The organism is Halobellus rufus (assembly GCF_000739575.1).
In the GTDB taxonomy this organism is placed as follows: domain Archaea; phylum Halobacteriota; class Halobacteria; order Halobacteriales; family Haloferacaceae; genus Haloquadratum; species Haloquadratum rufum.
In genome coordinates, this window is record NZ_BBJO01000019.1 from 1 (window position 1) to 13354 (window position 13354).

16 protein-coding genes are annotated in these 13354 nt (G+C 57.1%); 11 read left to right on the forward strand and 5 right to left on the reverse strand.

The window, feature by feature from the left end; translation table 11 throughout:
- Positions 1-303: 303 nt before the first annotated feature.
- The 4 genes from ACP99_RS08940 to ACP99_RS08955 all read left to right on the forward strand — a co-directional run bounded on the left by ACP99_RS08940 (position 304) and on the right by ACP99_RS08955 (position 3403).
- Positions 304-843, forward strand: a complete 540-nt coding sequence (locus ACP99_RS08940; RefSeq protein ID WP_049986276.1) for a DUF7342 family protein — start codon at positions 304-306, stop codon at positions 841-843.
- A gap of 100 nt (positions 844-943) precedes the next feature.
- Entirely contained in the window at positions 944-1639 is a 696-nt protein-coding gene (locus tag ACP99_RS08945; protein WP_049986277.1) for a nucleotidyltransferase domain-containing protein, read from the forward strand.
- On the forward strand, positions 1632-2141 hold the full coding sequence (locus ACP99_RS08950; protein ID WP_197052410.1) for a DNA-binding protein: 510 nt from the start codon (positions 1632-1634) through the stop codon (positions 2139-2141). Before ACP99_RS08945 ends, ACP99_RS08950 begins: the two co-directional genes overlap by 8 nt.
- Before the next feature lie 23 nt (positions 2142-2164).
- Positions 2165-3403: a tyrosine-type recombinase/integrase gene (locus ACP99_RS08955; RefSeq protein WP_049986278.1), complete on the forward strand. Its 1239-nt coding sequence runs from the start codon at positions 2165-2167 to the stop codon at positions 3401-3403.
- Positions 3404-3545: 142 nt separating this feature from the next.
- On the opposite strand, the gene ACP99_RS08960 is transcribed toward ACP99_RS08955, so the two are convergent.
- From ACP99_RS08960 to ACP99_RS08975, 4 genes are all read right to left on the reverse strand, one after another.
- Positions 3546-4853, reverse strand: coding sequence for a DUF6414 family protein (locus ACP99_RS08960; RefSeq protein ID WP_049986279.1), 1308 nt, complete (start codon positions 4851-4853; stop codon positions 3546-3548).
- Positions 4853-6076, reverse strand: a complete 1224-nt coding sequence (locus ACP99_RS08965) for an ATP-binding protein (protein WP_197052411.1) — start codon at positions 6074-6076, stop codon at positions 4853-4855. The genes ACP99_RS08960 and ACP99_RS08965 overlap by 1 nt, the downstream gene beginning before the upstream one ends.
- 350 nt (positions 6077-6426) lie before the next feature.
- Complete coding sequence (locus tag ACP99_RS08970) at positions 6427-7302, reverse strand: hypothetical protein (RefSeq protein ID WP_049986281.1); 876 nt, start codon at positions 7300-7302, stop codon at positions 6427-6429.
- 139 nt (positions 7303-7441) lie between these two features.
- Positions 7442-7813 (reverse strand): SHOCT domain-containing protein, encoded by a 372-nt coding sequence (locus ACP99_RS08975; protein WP_049986282.1) that lies wholly within the window; start codon positions 7811-7813, stop codon positions 7442-7444.
- Positions 7814-8036: 223 nt separating this feature from the next.
- Here ACP99_RS08975 and ACP99_RS20860 point away from each other — a divergent pair, with 223 nt between their 5' ends.
- On the forward strand, positions 8037-8258 hold the full coding sequence (locus ACP99_RS20860; protein ID WP_081927329.1) for a hypothetical protein: 222 nt from the start codon (positions 8037-8039) through the stop codon (positions 8256-8258).
- A gap of 195 nt (positions 8259-8453) precedes the next feature.
- Positions 8454-10469, forward strand: coding sequence for a copper-translocating P-type ATPase (locus ACP99_RS08980; protein ID WP_049986283.1), 2016 nt, complete (start codon positions 8454-8456; stop codon positions 10467-10469).
- Between the two features lie 65 nt (positions 10470-10534).
- Here the strand turns inward: ACP99_RS08980 and ACP99_RS19135 are convergent, their stop codons facing one another.
- The gene (locus tag ACP99_RS19135; RefSeq protein ID WP_081927345.1) at positions 10535-10828 is read right to left on the reverse strand and encodes a PadR family transcriptional regulator; all 294 of its coding nucleotides are present in this window, start codon (positions 10826-10828) and stop codon (positions 10535-10537) included.
- A gap of 134 nt (positions 10829-10962) precedes the next feature.
- Between ACP99_RS19135 and ACP99_RS08990 the strand changes: the two genes are divergently transcribed.
- The 5 genes from ACP99_RS08990 to ACP99_RS09010 all read left to right on the forward strand — a co-directional run bounded on the left by ACP99_RS08990 (position 10963) and on the right by ACP99_RS09010 (position 13353).
- Positions 10963-11130 (forward strand): DNA-binding protein, encoded by a 168-nt coding sequence (locus ACP99_RS08990; RefSeq protein WP_004048632.1) that lies wholly within the window; start codon positions 10963-10965, stop codon positions 11128-11130.
- A gap of 75 nt (positions 11131-11205) precedes the next feature.
- Positions 11206-12258, forward strand: coding sequence for an exodeoxyribonuclease VII large subunit (gene xseA, locus ACP99_RS08995; RefSeq protein WP_049986285.1), 1053 nt, complete (start codon positions 11206-11208; stop codon positions 12256-12258).
- Between the two features lie 2 nt (positions 12259-12260).
- Entirely contained in the window at positions 12261-12443 is a 183-nt protein-coding gene (xseB, locus tag ACP99_RS09000) for an exodeoxyribonuclease VII small subunit (protein WP_049986286.1), read from the forward strand.
- 205 nt (positions 12444-12648) lie between these two features.
- Complete coding sequence (locus tag ACP99_RS09005) at positions 12649-12927, forward strand: hypothetical protein (RefSeq protein ID WP_049986287.1); 279 nt, start codon at positions 12649-12651, stop codon at positions 12925-12927.
- A gap of 6 nt (positions 12928-12933) precedes the next feature.
- Positions 12934-13353 (forward strand): hypothetical protein, encoded by a 420-nt coding sequence (locus tag ACP99_RS09010; RefSeq protein ID WP_049986288.1) that lies wholly within the window; start codon positions 12934-12936, stop codon positions 13351-13353.
- Position 13354: the final 1 nt, after the last annotated feature.

Consider the following 13354-nt stretch of genomic DNA (forward strand, 5'->3'; position numbering starts at 1 on the left):
ACAAACCCGAACTTCGGGGGATAGAACCCTTCTATCATAGGAAAAATGGTTATGAGACTTCTGTCACCGGTGGTCCTGATTATGCCCGTAATCACGACCACTTTGAAGTACCCCGACGCTGTCGGGGAAGCACGAATGCTGCAACCGGCTCATACCATCGTTTCCCCCAGGGTAGAGCCGCCAAGAACGAGGTTCAAGATTTCCCTGGGCCCCTCAGCCGAGCCCGCGTGATCTGCGAGGACAGCCTTCGTGATTGACCAGATGCCTAGGACCTATATTACGACACCGCACGAACGGTGATGTATGACTGGGGGTGAATCGAGTTCCGAGGGCCCGATGGAACGCCAACCCACGGGTGAAGACCGGGTACGAATGATCGCCCGGCAGGTTTCGGAGCCGCGGACAGCTAACTGGATTGCCTCCGAAGCGGACTGGTCACACGAACCAACTAAACGTGTCCTCGAACGTCTCGTCGACAACGGCGTACTCCACCGTGACGACACCGGGGCCCACACGACATACTCGCCCGATTATCGTCGTCAAGCGCTCAACGAGGCCATACGCCTCCGGGACAGCGGTCATACCGTCGAAGACCTCACTAAACGACTCACTGAGATGAACGCTCGGATTCGAAGATGGGAAGACGAGTTCGATGTCGAATCCCCGAACCATCTTCGCGGGACGATTGCCGACCAGGGACTCGACGTCACCGAAGAGGATCGTCGCCGAGAGATCGCGCGTGAGTGGGAACAGCTCCAGCGGCGAATCGAAATTGTGGGTTTTGCCATCCGAGAGTGGGACTTTCTGGCCCCAGCGACCGAATGTGGTGAGCCCCTGAGGTGACGGACCTCGTTCTCCGCACGTCCGCTGCTGGCAGATGAATATTTAGGCTGATCCCGATTCACGTATAATGTTTTTATAGTAGTGGTCCGTGATACGGCATATGAACCGCGAGACAGATAGTACGAATTCGTCTGGAGCAGCTATCTCCCTTTCAATACCGCCTTCAGATCCGACTTTATTCAAACACAAGGCAACGAGCGACGCCCTCCTCTTTTTAACAAATCACCGATTCAGTGAGTTCTCACTGCGAGAACTCGCAACACAAATCGGTCACTCACACCAGTCCGTCCGACGGGCAGTAGACGTTCTCAGAGCGAACGACCTGGTCGTCGAATCGCCTGAAAGCAACCAGCGACTCGTACAGATCAACAGACAGCGCCTGTCGATTCCGGACGACCCGATCCTTCGCATTCCCCAACCAGAGTATCAGGAACCGGTCAAAGCAGCGGTCACGGAACTTCGTGAGAACATCACCGACGTGGTCGGCATCATCCTCTATGGGAGTGTGGCTCGGGGCGAGGCTGACCGACGGAGCGATATCGATCTCTGGGTGTTAACCCGATCTGGGCGGGCCGAAAGCCAACGAGAAGCGAACGCCATTGCCCGTGACCTCGAAGACACGGAGTTCGATGGTGATCGATACGCCTACGATATCGATGTCGAAGCCGTCAAAGCGATTCCGGCCTACACTGAGGGCATCCGGGAGATCGTCGTGTCAGGAATTCCGGTCTACAAGACGAGTGACTTCGAAACCGTCGAGAACCTCCTCTTGGAGGAAGGAGTCGCCGATGAGTAACGGCTCGGACCCGACCGCTGTACTCTCAGCACTCGACCGCGCAGAGGATGCCTTCGAGATGGTCGGACGCGGTCGGGCAGCGTTCGAGGACGGGATTAGTGCCGACGAACATTGGAAGACTCAACTGACGAAAGCGTGTCGCCTCCTCAAGGTTGTTGACACCCTCCAGTCACAGGACGGGTACTACACGGCCGTCATCGAGGTCTGTTTCGGCGCGATTGAACGGTCGATCGAGGCGTACGCGCTCGCGATGACGAACGATACGCTTCAGGACTTTCAGGACCACCAGTTCAGCTACGAGCGTGCCCACCAGATCGGGCTGTTTGAGCGGGAGACTGCAGAGGCGATGAAGGACCTTTACAGCGAGAATCGCACAGAGAGTTATTACGGCGGCGGACGTCCAACTGAAGAACAGGCGGAAGCAATGACCGACCTCGCCAGTGCCGTCCACCAGTTCGCAGTGAACCAGATTCGGGAAGGTGGCGTCTGTCTGTGTGACTGACTTGGATATCTCAAGAGAGCACTATGGACCGGACTACACCCACGGAACGAACGCCATTGACCTCACTCTCCGACTCGTTCGAGCGATACCTCCAGGACAAGGGGAAAGGTCGCGGTGGCGACGGTGGAAACTATCGACGGAACGCTGCACGCGAGCTCGAGCGATTCGTCGAGTGGGCTGCCGGCGATCGGGGTCGTGACGACTGGACCGGGATCGTCCCCGACGATGTCGACAGAGAGCCCACCTTCGAGGACCTCGACGAACGGGTCTTCCGCGAGTACGCCCGACATCTCGCCGGCGACCGGGGACTCAAGCAGAATACTGTCCAAACCTACTACCGCTATATCTCCGCGTGGTGTGGCTGGTGCGTCAACGAGGGCTACCTCGAGGCACACTATGCGCAGCGGGCGAGTGCGATGGCGCCGCTGCCGGAAGACGACGGCCGCAAGCCCGGCGACCAGCAGGCCTGGACGTCCGAGCAGCGCCATGCTCTGACCCGCTACGTCGACGAACAGGCCCGTGATGCCGTCGAGGCGTACACGACACTACCGGAGGATACTGACCCCATCGACAAACAGCGAGCGCGCTACGCAGCGCTGAAGGCAGCTCGTGACCGGGCGCTCGTGTTCGTCCTCGCGTACACAGCTGTCCGCGTTGGGGAACTCCTCCGGGATCCCAACGACCCACGTCGGCGCGGCGTCCGCTGGGAGGACCTCTCCCTTGACGACGGGAGTATGGACGTCTACCGGAAGAAACAGCAGTGGGACGCCGCGAGTCTCCCCGATCCAGTGATTTCTCCGCTGCGAAGCTATCGCCAGCTAATGGACCCGCTGACGGAGCGGTGGCCGGTGTTTCCGACGTTCGACCAACGGACGCTCGCGGAGCTCGTCCGGGAAGAGCTAGCCGAACGAGGGGAACGCCCAGAAGCAATCACTGAACGCCGTGCGGAGTACGCTCGCGACCTGCTGCTGGCGCTCGATGAGGACATTCGGCCGCCGTCGATCACGACGGACGGCGCACGGTCGATTCTCCAGCGGCTCTCGGATGCCGCAGGGATCGACATCGACCACCCGAAACACGATTATCTTGCTCCGCACGGCGGTCGCCGAGGGATGGGAGAGGTGCTTGTCCGAGCGTTCGGATACACGGTGGCGGCCCGGTATCTCGATAACTCGGAAGAGATGGTTCGGGAGCGATACTCGCATATCGAGGCTGGTGAACTCGGTGATGTCGCAACCGAAGCACTAGAACAAATCGATTGAAGAGTGAAGGCTATGGACTCTCCCTCAATCATAACAAAAAGGCTCTGTTGGGGATCAGTGTAGCACCTTTCCGATTTCAATGGGGCGCTCTGTGGACGGAGCAGATATCATCTAAGCCGGTTGGAATCTGCCTGAAATAGTGTCACCAGTAGATGGCGACTATTTGCGATTCGATTTGGAGGGCATCAACATCGATAGCTTCTCCTTCACTACCCATAGATCTGCGTTCCTCGAATATCATGTAGTCAGTAGCTTTTGCTTCGTCTTCTTTCGAGAGGGAGACATCGTGGTCTCGAAGATACGTCGCATAATCAGTATAAAAGTCAATCAGTTCTGTTCCGCCATAGGGGGAGAGTGCTGGGACCCCTTCTTCAACTACATACTCGGTTATGAACCCCCGATGAAGATCGTCCCCGACCTCGTCAATCCCTGCTCGTTCATCAAATTCAGCGAGCGTATCTATCCAATCAACTAGATCCGCATCATCACTGAACTGTTCGCTCGCCTCCTCTTTGGCGAGGGCTGCCGCACGTTCCATAAATTGGGTTAATAGCTGAGCCAGCGGCGGAGAGACGGTTTCGATTTTCTGTGCGAGGCTCAGCGGGTGCCACGACTCCTCCTCATACGTCTCTTTGACACGACAGAATATAGTGTAATCTTCCTCGTCAAACAGGGCATCAGGAACGTCTTGCCAGAGCTTTAGGGCGTTCAGCTGGCCCACGATATGGAGTGGCTCCCCGTCAGAATCGTCCGGATTACCTGGCTGAATCCTCCCATTCTTTACCTGGTAACCGAGAACGCGTCCACTCACTGGAATCTCCGCCCCAAACATTGATTCGATAAGCTCTAGGACATCTTCGTCCTCTGGACCAACTGCCTCAGGAATGTTCTCCTGGAGGTACATCATCACCTTATAAAACCGATACAAATAGTGCGTCTCCAGCTCAACATCAACTCGAAGAATCTTCCCTCGGATTACTTCGGAGACATCTACCTTGGTATCCTCGTCCGAATCGATGAGACCGACATCCCCGTCGCGCCGTCGATGCTGATCTAACTGGTCGAAGAGGGACTGGATCGCGTAGTTGTGTACCACTTCGGATGAACTCTCACCCATCTCCACCTGTTCGCCCTCTACCTTCGCGCCCACCCCAGAAATACTTGCATTCACGCCACCAGCAACACGCTTCGTTGACTGACTCCCAATCTGCTCAATCCGTTCCTGTTTGATAGCCCCTTCAATCGATGCGAGAAGACTCACAACACTATCCCGATCCAGATAGACGAACTCTCGAAGCTCCCTCTCGTACTCACGATCGTCTACTTCAACGTCAGGCTCTCCGTCACCGAAGTCCTCAACGGAATCATTCTCTGGTGATTCATCACTTGGGGATTGGTCCTCTCCATTCTCCCTTCCTAACCGGTTCGAAATCCATTCTCTTAGTCCCATTAGTCTGTGCCCTCCTCGGCTTCTTGCTCTCGTCGTCGTTGTGCCTCCTTGTTATTGATTTGTGCCTGCACCCTCTCATAGGCACGTTCAACGTCCATCCGACGAATGGTCGGACTCCCCTCCCTGTCCCGTTCTCCCTTCAGCAGAATCTCTCCAATCTCCTCGAATAGTGATTCCATATGAGCGCCCGTCCACCCATTAGTCTTCTCGACAAGGTCCTCAAGATTCACGGTGTCAGCGAATTCAACGTCAGGTTTGTGGATGTTGAGGATCTCTCGTCGGCCTTCGCGTGACGGGCGGGGGAACTCGATTTCCCGCCCGAACCGACCGGGTCGCCGGAGTGCTGGGTCGATTGCCCCTATCAAATTGGTCGTCCCGATGACTACCACTCGACCGCGTTCTTCGATGCCATCCATCAGCGATAACAATTGCCCGACGGTTCGACGGCCGGCATCCCTTGTTTTGTCTCGTCGTGGTGCCATCGAATCGATTTCGTCAAAGAAGATGATCGCTGGCGGATTATTCTGAGCATTCTCGAACAGCCCGCGAAGCTTCCGTGCCGTCCCGCCAACCAACTCATGAGATAGCTCGGGGCCTCTGATGCTGTAAAACGACGCATCTTCGACTTGATTTGCGACGATTTTCGCCAGATACGTTTTGCCTGTTCCCGGTGGGCCATAGAACAGCACGCCTTTCGGAGCATTCATCCCGACGTCTTCGAATCGCTCTGGCTCCTTGAGGGGGACTTCCACTTTGTATTTCACTTCTTCAACGACCTTGTCCATCCCACCAAAATCAGCATACTCCTTGTCAGGGACGTTTTTTGGTGTGAGATCAGACGAGTCTGTCTCGTTCACCTCTCGCAGGTGATCTAGGGGAGTATCGTCGAGTTCAACGACATCCTCCTTGAATACCTTGTAGAATTCACCTAATTCCGTGAGTAACACACCATCTCCCGGTGAGACATCTTCAGCGGGGTTTTCGAGTATCCGTGGTTCGCTGTTCGTCTGGACTAGAATGTAGTTGTTGGTGACCTTCTCTACTCGTGCATGTTGGCCTGGCGGATCATCATCTCTCGCCACGCCGACCGCTTTGTCCTGTCCAAGAGTGTTTTCAACGTTGACGTAGTCTCCGGGGGTCACCTGGCGCTGAACATTATTCTGTACTTGAATGATAGAACCGTTTTCATTAACCAGTAGATGCTGATCTTCTACAGCGAGCACCGGTAACACCCGGCCATTACCCATATATCGCCAGTTCTCGCCTACTCCTTATGATATCTTTGCCAGGTCACCATCCATTACCCAAGATAATTGAAATACGACCCAGACAAATAGCTCGTAATACGCTTACCAATGACTATGAACTGGCTGACTAGGGCTTGGGGAAGGGCTCCATCTCTGTTCTCCAGAGCGAGGCAAGCGTTTATACAGTAGAAGAACTAAGATTCGGTTGACCAATGAGTCTTGACCAAGCGGTTGACGAAGCGCTCGCGACGTACAATATGTCGCGTAGCGAAGAGGCCGAGGAAACGGGCCGAACGGTCGCCACGCTTCAAGACTAGTAGAACTGCTTAGTCGAGATCCCGGATTTTCCCCGCGAATTCTGCTTTCGAGAGGCCAGACGTGTCTTTTAGCTCCGGATAGCCGGCACGTTCGACAGCCTCCTCAACAAACGTAACCCAGAGATCTTCGTGCTTCTCCGCGTAGACGATTTTCGCCTCACTCGGGTACATATCCAACTCGTATTCAGTCAGATCGATCTCGACTGCGTGTTTTCGCTCAAGCGTCCGCGCACCGAAGCTATACAGATGCTTGAAGAGGACGTTCTTCCGTCGAACGGTCAACAGTCGCTTCGATTCGTTGATGTACTCGTTTACCCATTCCCGCCAGTCGTAGGATTCTGGATCGGTCTTTACAGCGGTTTCCGGCATGGCAAAATCCGGGTTCAGACGCCGGAGGTAGAACTGAATCAACGCTACAGCGGTTCGATGGTTGGCATTCGGAAGCGCGTGTTTGAGGATTAGATTCGAGGCGAGTCGGCCCGCTACATCTGTTGCTGATCCTTCCCACGACGTCCGGTCGAGAACGTCCGGCAGTGCATCGACGTCGATATTCTTGTACGCCTCAACGGGAGTTCCCTCTTCTTCTTCGTTCTGAGCGATAAGTGCGCGGTAAATCTCGAGGAGACGAACGACGATGGTACTGTTGTCGGCACTCATCTCTGAGAGCGACTCGTTCAGGTTAAAATCAATCTCTTGAACAGGTCCACCGCCGACGCGGGATGTGTAGATGACGTAGAACGTTTTGTCGATATCGTATTCTTGGACCTTCACTGCGACATCGTCGCCGTAGCCGACGATCTGCGAGATGATTTCGTCAGGATCTGGATGGACGAAGTCAAGAGAGAACTGCTTGTCGCCGGAGTGGTGGTAGTAGACGTGGCCCATCTGCGTACGAAGTACTCGTCAGCGCTGATTAATCAAGTTCACGAGCGGGAATTTCATCGAAGAGCCGGTGGACTGCTTTCAACGCTACTGATCGAGCGGAACCCCTCGCTTCTCCAGTTGGGTCATCCGTGGGCTGGATTCAGCTATCTCGTTCGAGTGTGTCTTTCCGCTGTTCGTATTCTTCGTCGGTCAGCTCGCCGCGAGCGTACGCGAGTCGGAGTTCCTCGAGTGCTTGGTCTGAGTCACTTCCGTTCCCCGTGATCGCGCGGTAGACGAGATAGCCCCCACCGACGAGGGCGGCGAGGAACAGCAGCTGCATCAGTAGTCCGGCGAGGACCATCCACCCGGGGACCGTTCCGTCACCCCACATATGACCACCCCACATTCCACCCATCATCGGTCCGAACCCCATCATTCCAAATCCCATGAAGAGGACGGGGAGAATGAGGAGGGCACTGAGGACGACGAGGACGATGGTGACGAGCTGGTTGTCGGTTGAAGTAGTTGGCATAATTATCCCCTGAGAGTGTTCTCGGTTGAATATAGGGTCTCCTACTTGATGCTCGTTTCTATTAATAAACCAAGGCTCAGAAGCGAGGATACTTTTGAGATATTGGGTTTATGCTACGAATTTCCACCGAAGGAGAGAGTCAACAGCGACCGGCCGATGTCGTTAATACGTCAACGGTGCCCTCTACGAAACTCTTTCAGTCGCGTTCCCCCTTTGTGGAGGTATGTCTACGACCGTCGCAACACCTGATGTGGACGAGACGTGTACGTACTGTGGGTCGCGTATTTTCGATCACGATCCAATCTGTGTCCGCGACTGCGACGACGACTGTGGCTCGCCTGAGTACTTCTGCAATTATGCCTGTCTCTCGACGTATATCGACGAGAACGATCTGACGACGGGGAATGCGTGTGCGTGGTCACCCGACGAGGGTGATTGCTGTTAATCAGGTTTCTTGCTGTGCTCTCGGTCGGCACAGGGATATTTCACACCCGGCCGAGTAGGTAGAGAGAGTAACCTGATGTGAGGTCTCACGATGGAATCTGATGCCCCTCCAAACCACTCGTCTGCCACGCACGAACACCACGATCACAGTACCGATTCTGGTGAACACGACCACCACCAGGGGGACCACGGTGGGATGCACGAAGGCCACGAGCAGATGTTCCGACGTCGTTTCTTCGTCTCCACGCTCCTCTCGATTCCTGTCCTGCTCTACAGCCCGACCCTCCAGGAATGGCTAGGCTTCACCGTCCCGACGGTTCCCGGCAGCGAGTGGATTAACCCCGTCTTCGCGGTGATCGTCTTCGCGTACGGTGGGATTCCGTTCCTCCAGATGGCTGTCCCGGAGCTGAAAGACCGGTCACCGGGGATGATGACGCTGATCTCGATGGCGATCACCGTCGCGTTCGTTTACAGTCTCGCGAGTGTGGTCTTCCCGACGCAGTCGGCGTTCTTCTGGGAGCTCGTGACGCTGATCGACATAATGCTGCTGGGCCATTGGATCGAGATGCGGTCCGTACGCCGGGCCTCAAGCGCGGTGGACGAACTGGCGAAGCTGATGCCGGATACCGCCGAGCGCATCACCGACGACGGCGACACCGAGGAAGTCCCGGTGAGCGAACTCTCCGAGGGCGACCTCGTGCTTGTCCGGCCCGGCGCGAGTGTCCCTGCTGACGGGATCGTCGAAGAGGGTGATTCGGACGTCGAGGAGTCGATGATTACTGGCGAGTCGAAACCGGTCTCGAAGGAACCCGGTGATGAGGTGATCGGCGGGACGATCAACGGCGACGGGAGTCTCCGCGTGCGCGTCGGTGCGACTGGTGATGAGACGACGCTCGCGGGCATTATGCGACTTGTCGAGGAAGCCCAGCAGAGCAAGTCCAAGACGCAGGTACTGGCCGACCGTGCGGCTGGGTGGCTGTTCTACGTCGCGCTCGGAGCGGCAGTCGTGACAGCAATCGCATGGACACTTGCAGTCTCGTTCGATGCGACCGTTATCGAGCGTGTCGTGACGGTGCTCGTCATCGCCTGTCCGCACGCACTCGGGCTCGCCATTCCCCTTGTGGTCGCGATCAACACGTCGCTCGCCGCTCGGAACGGGATGCTTGTTCGCGACCGGATTGCAATGGAGGACGCACGGAATCTAGACGCGATCATCTTCGACAAGACGGGGACGCTCACCGAAGGCGAACACGGTGTCGTGGATATGGCGACCGTCGACGGCGTCACCGAGGATGACGCACTCGAGATGGCAGCGGCCGTAGAGAGCGACTCCGAGCACATGATCGCACGAGCCATCCGCGAAGCAGCCGACGAGCGTGATCTTCGCGCCCCTGACGCGACCGACTTCGAGGCGATCAAAGGCCGAGGCGTCCGCGCGATCGTCGACGGCAACGAGGTGTACGTCGGCGGGCCGAACCTGTTGACCCAACTCGATAGCGAGATACCAGCCCACCTCCAGCGCTTTGCTGACGAGGCTGGTGAGAACGCACAGACAGTAGTGTATCTCGTTCGCGACGGAGAACTGATCGCTGCCTTCGCGATGGCCGACGTGATCCGGGAGGAAAGCTACGCCGTCGTCGACGCGCTCCACGATCTCGATATCGAGGTGGCGATGTTGACGGGCGACTCTCAGGACGTTGCTAACGCTGTCGCGGACGAACTGGGTATCGACACGGTGTTCGCGGAGGTACTCCCCGAGGACAAGGACAAGAAAGTCCAGGAACTCCAGGATCAGGGGAAGCTCGTGGGGATGGTCGGGGACGGCGTCAACGACGCGCCGGCGCTGACGCGGGCAGACGTCGGCATCGCAATCGGGAGCGGCACCGACGTTGCGGTCCAGTCGGCGGATGTCATCCTGGTCCAGAACAACCCGATGGATGTCGTTCGGCTGGTCAAGCTGAGCAAGGCGAGCTACCGGAAGATGCAGGAGAACATCGTCTGGGCCGCCGGCTACAACGTCTTCGCGATTCCGCTTGCAGCAGGCGTGTTGGCACCGATCGGGATTCTGCTGTCCCCCGCTGTGGGTGCGCTCCTGATGTCGTTGAGTACAGTAATCGTCGCGATCAACGCACAGCTACTCCGCCGTGTGGACCTGTCCATTCCCGAGCTTCCAAGCGGGACACCAGCTACGGAGGCACAGCCCGCTGACTGAGGCTATTCTGGCTACTACAAGAGGGATTCCTTGGGGAGACCATCGCTTCGGATAGTTGGTGGGTGCTATGCTGGAATCGATTCTTTGCTCTCCAAATACTGGTTTTCCCACTCACGTCGTGCTTCTATTTCACGCTGACCACGCTGTGTGACTGTGTATACGTTCGTCCGCTTGTCGAGTTCACCCTTCTCGAGCAGTCCTTTGTTGACGAGATCATCGAGATTCGGATAGAGACGGCCGTGGTTGATCTCCTGCTCGTAATAGTCGTCGAGTTCGTCCTTGATTGCGAGCCCATGTGGTTCCTCGAGCCCGGTTGTTACGTACAAGATATCCCGCTGGAACCCAGTTAGATCGTGCATCTGTCTGTTCCCCATTTTTGAGGGGTGGCATATGTTCTCTCTGGTACTCAGAGGCGAATTCGGCGTGACTGGTTAGGAAGACTACGTGAGAACTTCGAAACTTTATATGGTGGACAGGAGAAATCTGCGATGGAATGTCTGACCTAATCGTCAAAGCAGCCGTGAAGGACGCGCTCTCGGACCACAACGTCTCGGCGGATTTCTACGACGCCCTCAACGAAGAGGTCGCCGAACTGCTCGACGACGCCGCAGAGCGCGCTGAGGCCAACGACCGGAAGACGGTACAGCCCCGCGATCTGTAGGCCTTCATAACGCAGCCACTCCCGTCACCTGAACGTAGCTTTTTGAGGTTCCTGGTCAGAAGGTAGGAAACGGAGATGGCGGACGCACCGGATACCGAACGGCAGGCAGTCGAACCCGATGCGAGAGAGGTCCTTAGCGTGTCCCAGCTGAACGACCGGATCGCGTCGGTCGTCCAGGACACGCCTGCCCTCAACGGCGTCCGCTGTATCGGGGAGGTCACTGACCTCCACAAGAACAGTACGGCGCTCTACTTCACGCTCACCGACGGCGAGGCCGAGCTCCCCTGTATGATCTGGGCGAACCGTTACCGGGAGATGGACGCCGACCTCGAGGACGGGGCCGAAGTCATCCTCGAGGGCGATATCGACTACTGGGTTGAAGGTGGGAAAATCGACCTCAAACCGTGGGAGGTGATCGTCGTCGGCGACGGCGACCAGGCAGCCGCCGTCGAGCGACTGCGAAGCGAACTCGAAGAGCGAGGCTGGTTCGACGACGAGCAGAAACAGCAACCGCCGGCGTTCCCGGAGCAGATTGGCGTCGTCACGTCCCTTCGAGGAGACGCCCGGTACGACATCCAGAACGCAATCCACGGACAGGGCCCCACCGTCGACATCCTGGTGAAGGACGCAACCGTCCAGGGGTCGAACGCACCAACGTCCATCGCGAACGGCATCCACCATCTCGACCGCTCGGAGGACGTCGACGCCATCATCGTCGGTCGGGGCGGTGGGAGCGATTCGAACCTCCAAGCCTTCAACACTGAGCGGGTTGCGGAGGCGATCTTCACCGCGAATACCCCGGTGGTCACCGCGATTGGACACACTGATGACCGACTCATCGCGGATCAGGTGGCGGACGTCGCGACGATCACGCCGACCGCCGCCGGCGAGTATATCGTGACCTCCCGCAAAGAGTTCCTTGCGAGTGAGATTGAGCCGCTGGAGCAACAGCTCGACGCCGCGTACGAGACCTTCCAGCAGGACCACGAACACGAACAGGAGCTCGCCGAAGCAGTCGGTGAAGCGACCGCACCCGAGGGCCTTCCACCGATTTACTACAAGACCGCCATCGCTGTGCTGCTGTTGCTGTTGTTGGTCATCACCGGGCTTTGGCTGGGGGTGATTTAACCGTGGCAAAAGACGCCGAAATCCACGATCGACTGAGTCGCGTCGAGGAGATCATTGATCAGCTCGACGCGGACGAATGCGACCTCGATGAAGGTACAGCCCTCCACGAGGAAGGACAGGAACTCTTGGCCGAGGTTCGAGAGATCCTCGACGAGGGGAGCGGCGAAGTTGTGGAGCTCGAGTAAGCGAGCTGATTCTCGGCTTTAACCAACAATTGCTCTCCACACCCGCGATTTGTTGGTTAAGTTTTCTACGGAGTGAACAAGTAATCCTATTTTAGTTTATCCAACATTCTTGCACCCTTTGATAGCCAGAAAGCATTTAGGAGTCTTCCAACTACCGCGTCAACATGTACCGGGATTCAGCCGGTGCATACCCATACCCGCACGTATGATTACACGGTCAGTCACCATCGAGGAGATCGATGACCTATACCTGATGTGGAACGACCACATCAACGCCTCTGCCCTCTATCGCCGCGCCCTCCGCGAGGAAATGGACGTCCGCGGTATCGACCCAGATGAGCTCCGTGACCTCCTCGACCGGGCCCGCGAACAGGGCTACACGCTCGAAGAGATCGCAGAGGAGACGAACCGTTTCGATGATCTCCAGTCGCTCGTCGAGGAGCCACGGAGCTGCTCACCGGCTGGAGAAGCTTCCAACGACTAACCCGCTATGACACAGGATAGTACTCCCTCCGACCCTGAGCGTAGCTCCGAAACAGACTCGTCGTCGGGAAGCAGGCTTCCCAGGCAAGCCGCAGTTACGATTGTCCTGCTGAGCCTGTTCGCCGTCCAACCCGCTGCCGCGCAGACCAACGCGGTCTGCAGCGCGGATAACCTCCCGAGTATGATTGAGGGATTCTTCCAGCTCACCACCGCGCTGGGGATCGTCGGCCTCGCCATCGTCTGGCAGGCTGACTCCCTCATCGAGATGTTCACCCTCAATCCCGAACAGAAGAAGGGCCTCAAGCGCCACAAACGCTCCGCGATGAAATCAGCGGTCGTCCTCGTGGTGCTCGGTCCCCTGTACACCGTCGCCGGATCGATGATGGGCCTCCCGCTGGCCCAGTGTGTCGACCTCGTCCCCTGGTAAA

Coding starts and splice junctions, on each gene's coding strand:
- ACP99_RS08980 (WP_049986283.1), top strand. CDS start 8,454: ATGCACGAAGGCCACGAGCAGATGTTCCGACGTCGTTTCTTCGTCTCC.
- ACP99_RS08990 (WP_004048632.1), top strand. CDS start 10,963: ATGTCTGACCTAATCGTCAAAGCAGCCGTGAAGGACGCGCTCTCGGAC.
- ACP99_RS08970 (WP_049986281.1), bottom strand. CDS start 7,302: ATGGGCCACGTCTACTACCACCACTCCGGCGACAAGCAGTTCTCTCTT.
- ACP99_RS19135 (WP_081927345.1), bottom strand. CDS start 10,828: ATGCACGATCTAACTGGGTTCCAGCGGGATATCTTGTACGTAACAACC.
- ACP99_RS08955 (WP_049986278.1), top strand. CDS start 2,165: ATGGACCGGACTACACCCACGGAACGAACGCCATTGACCTCACTCTCC.
- ACP99_RS08960 (WP_049986279.1), bottom strand. CDS start 4,853: ATGGGACTAAGAGAATGGATTTCGAACCGGTTAGGAAGGGAGAATGGA.
- ACP99_RS20860 (WP_081927329.1), top strand. CDS start 8,037: ATGTCTACGACCGTCGCAACACCTGATGTGGACGAGACGTGTACGTAC.
- ACP99_RS08975 (WP_049986282.1), bottom strand. CDS start 7,813: ATGCCAACTACTTCAACCGACAACCAGCTCGTCACCATCGTCCTCGTC.
- ACP99_RS08940 (WP_049986276.1), top strand. CDS start 304: ATGACTGGGGGTGAATCGAGTTCCGAGGGCCCGATGGAACGCCAACCC.
- ACP99_RS09005 (WP_049986287.1), top strand. CDS start 12,649: ATGATTACACGGTCAGTCACCATCGAGGAGATCGATGACCTATACCTG.
- ACP99_RS09010 (WP_049986288.1), top strand. CDS start 12,934: ATGACACAGGATAGTACTCCCTCCGACCCTGAGCGTAGCTCCGAAACA.
- ACP99_RS08950 (WP_197052410.1), top strand. CDS start 1,632: ATGAGTAACGGCTCGGACCCGACCGCTGTACTCTCAGCACTCGACCGC.
- ACP99_RS08945 (WP_049986277.1), top strand. CDS start 944: ATGAACCGCGAGACAGATAGTACGAATTCGTCTGGAGCAGCTATCTCC.
- xseA (WP_049986285.1), top strand. CDS start 11,206: ATGGCGGACGCACCGGATACCGAACGGCAGGCAGTCGAACCCGATGCG.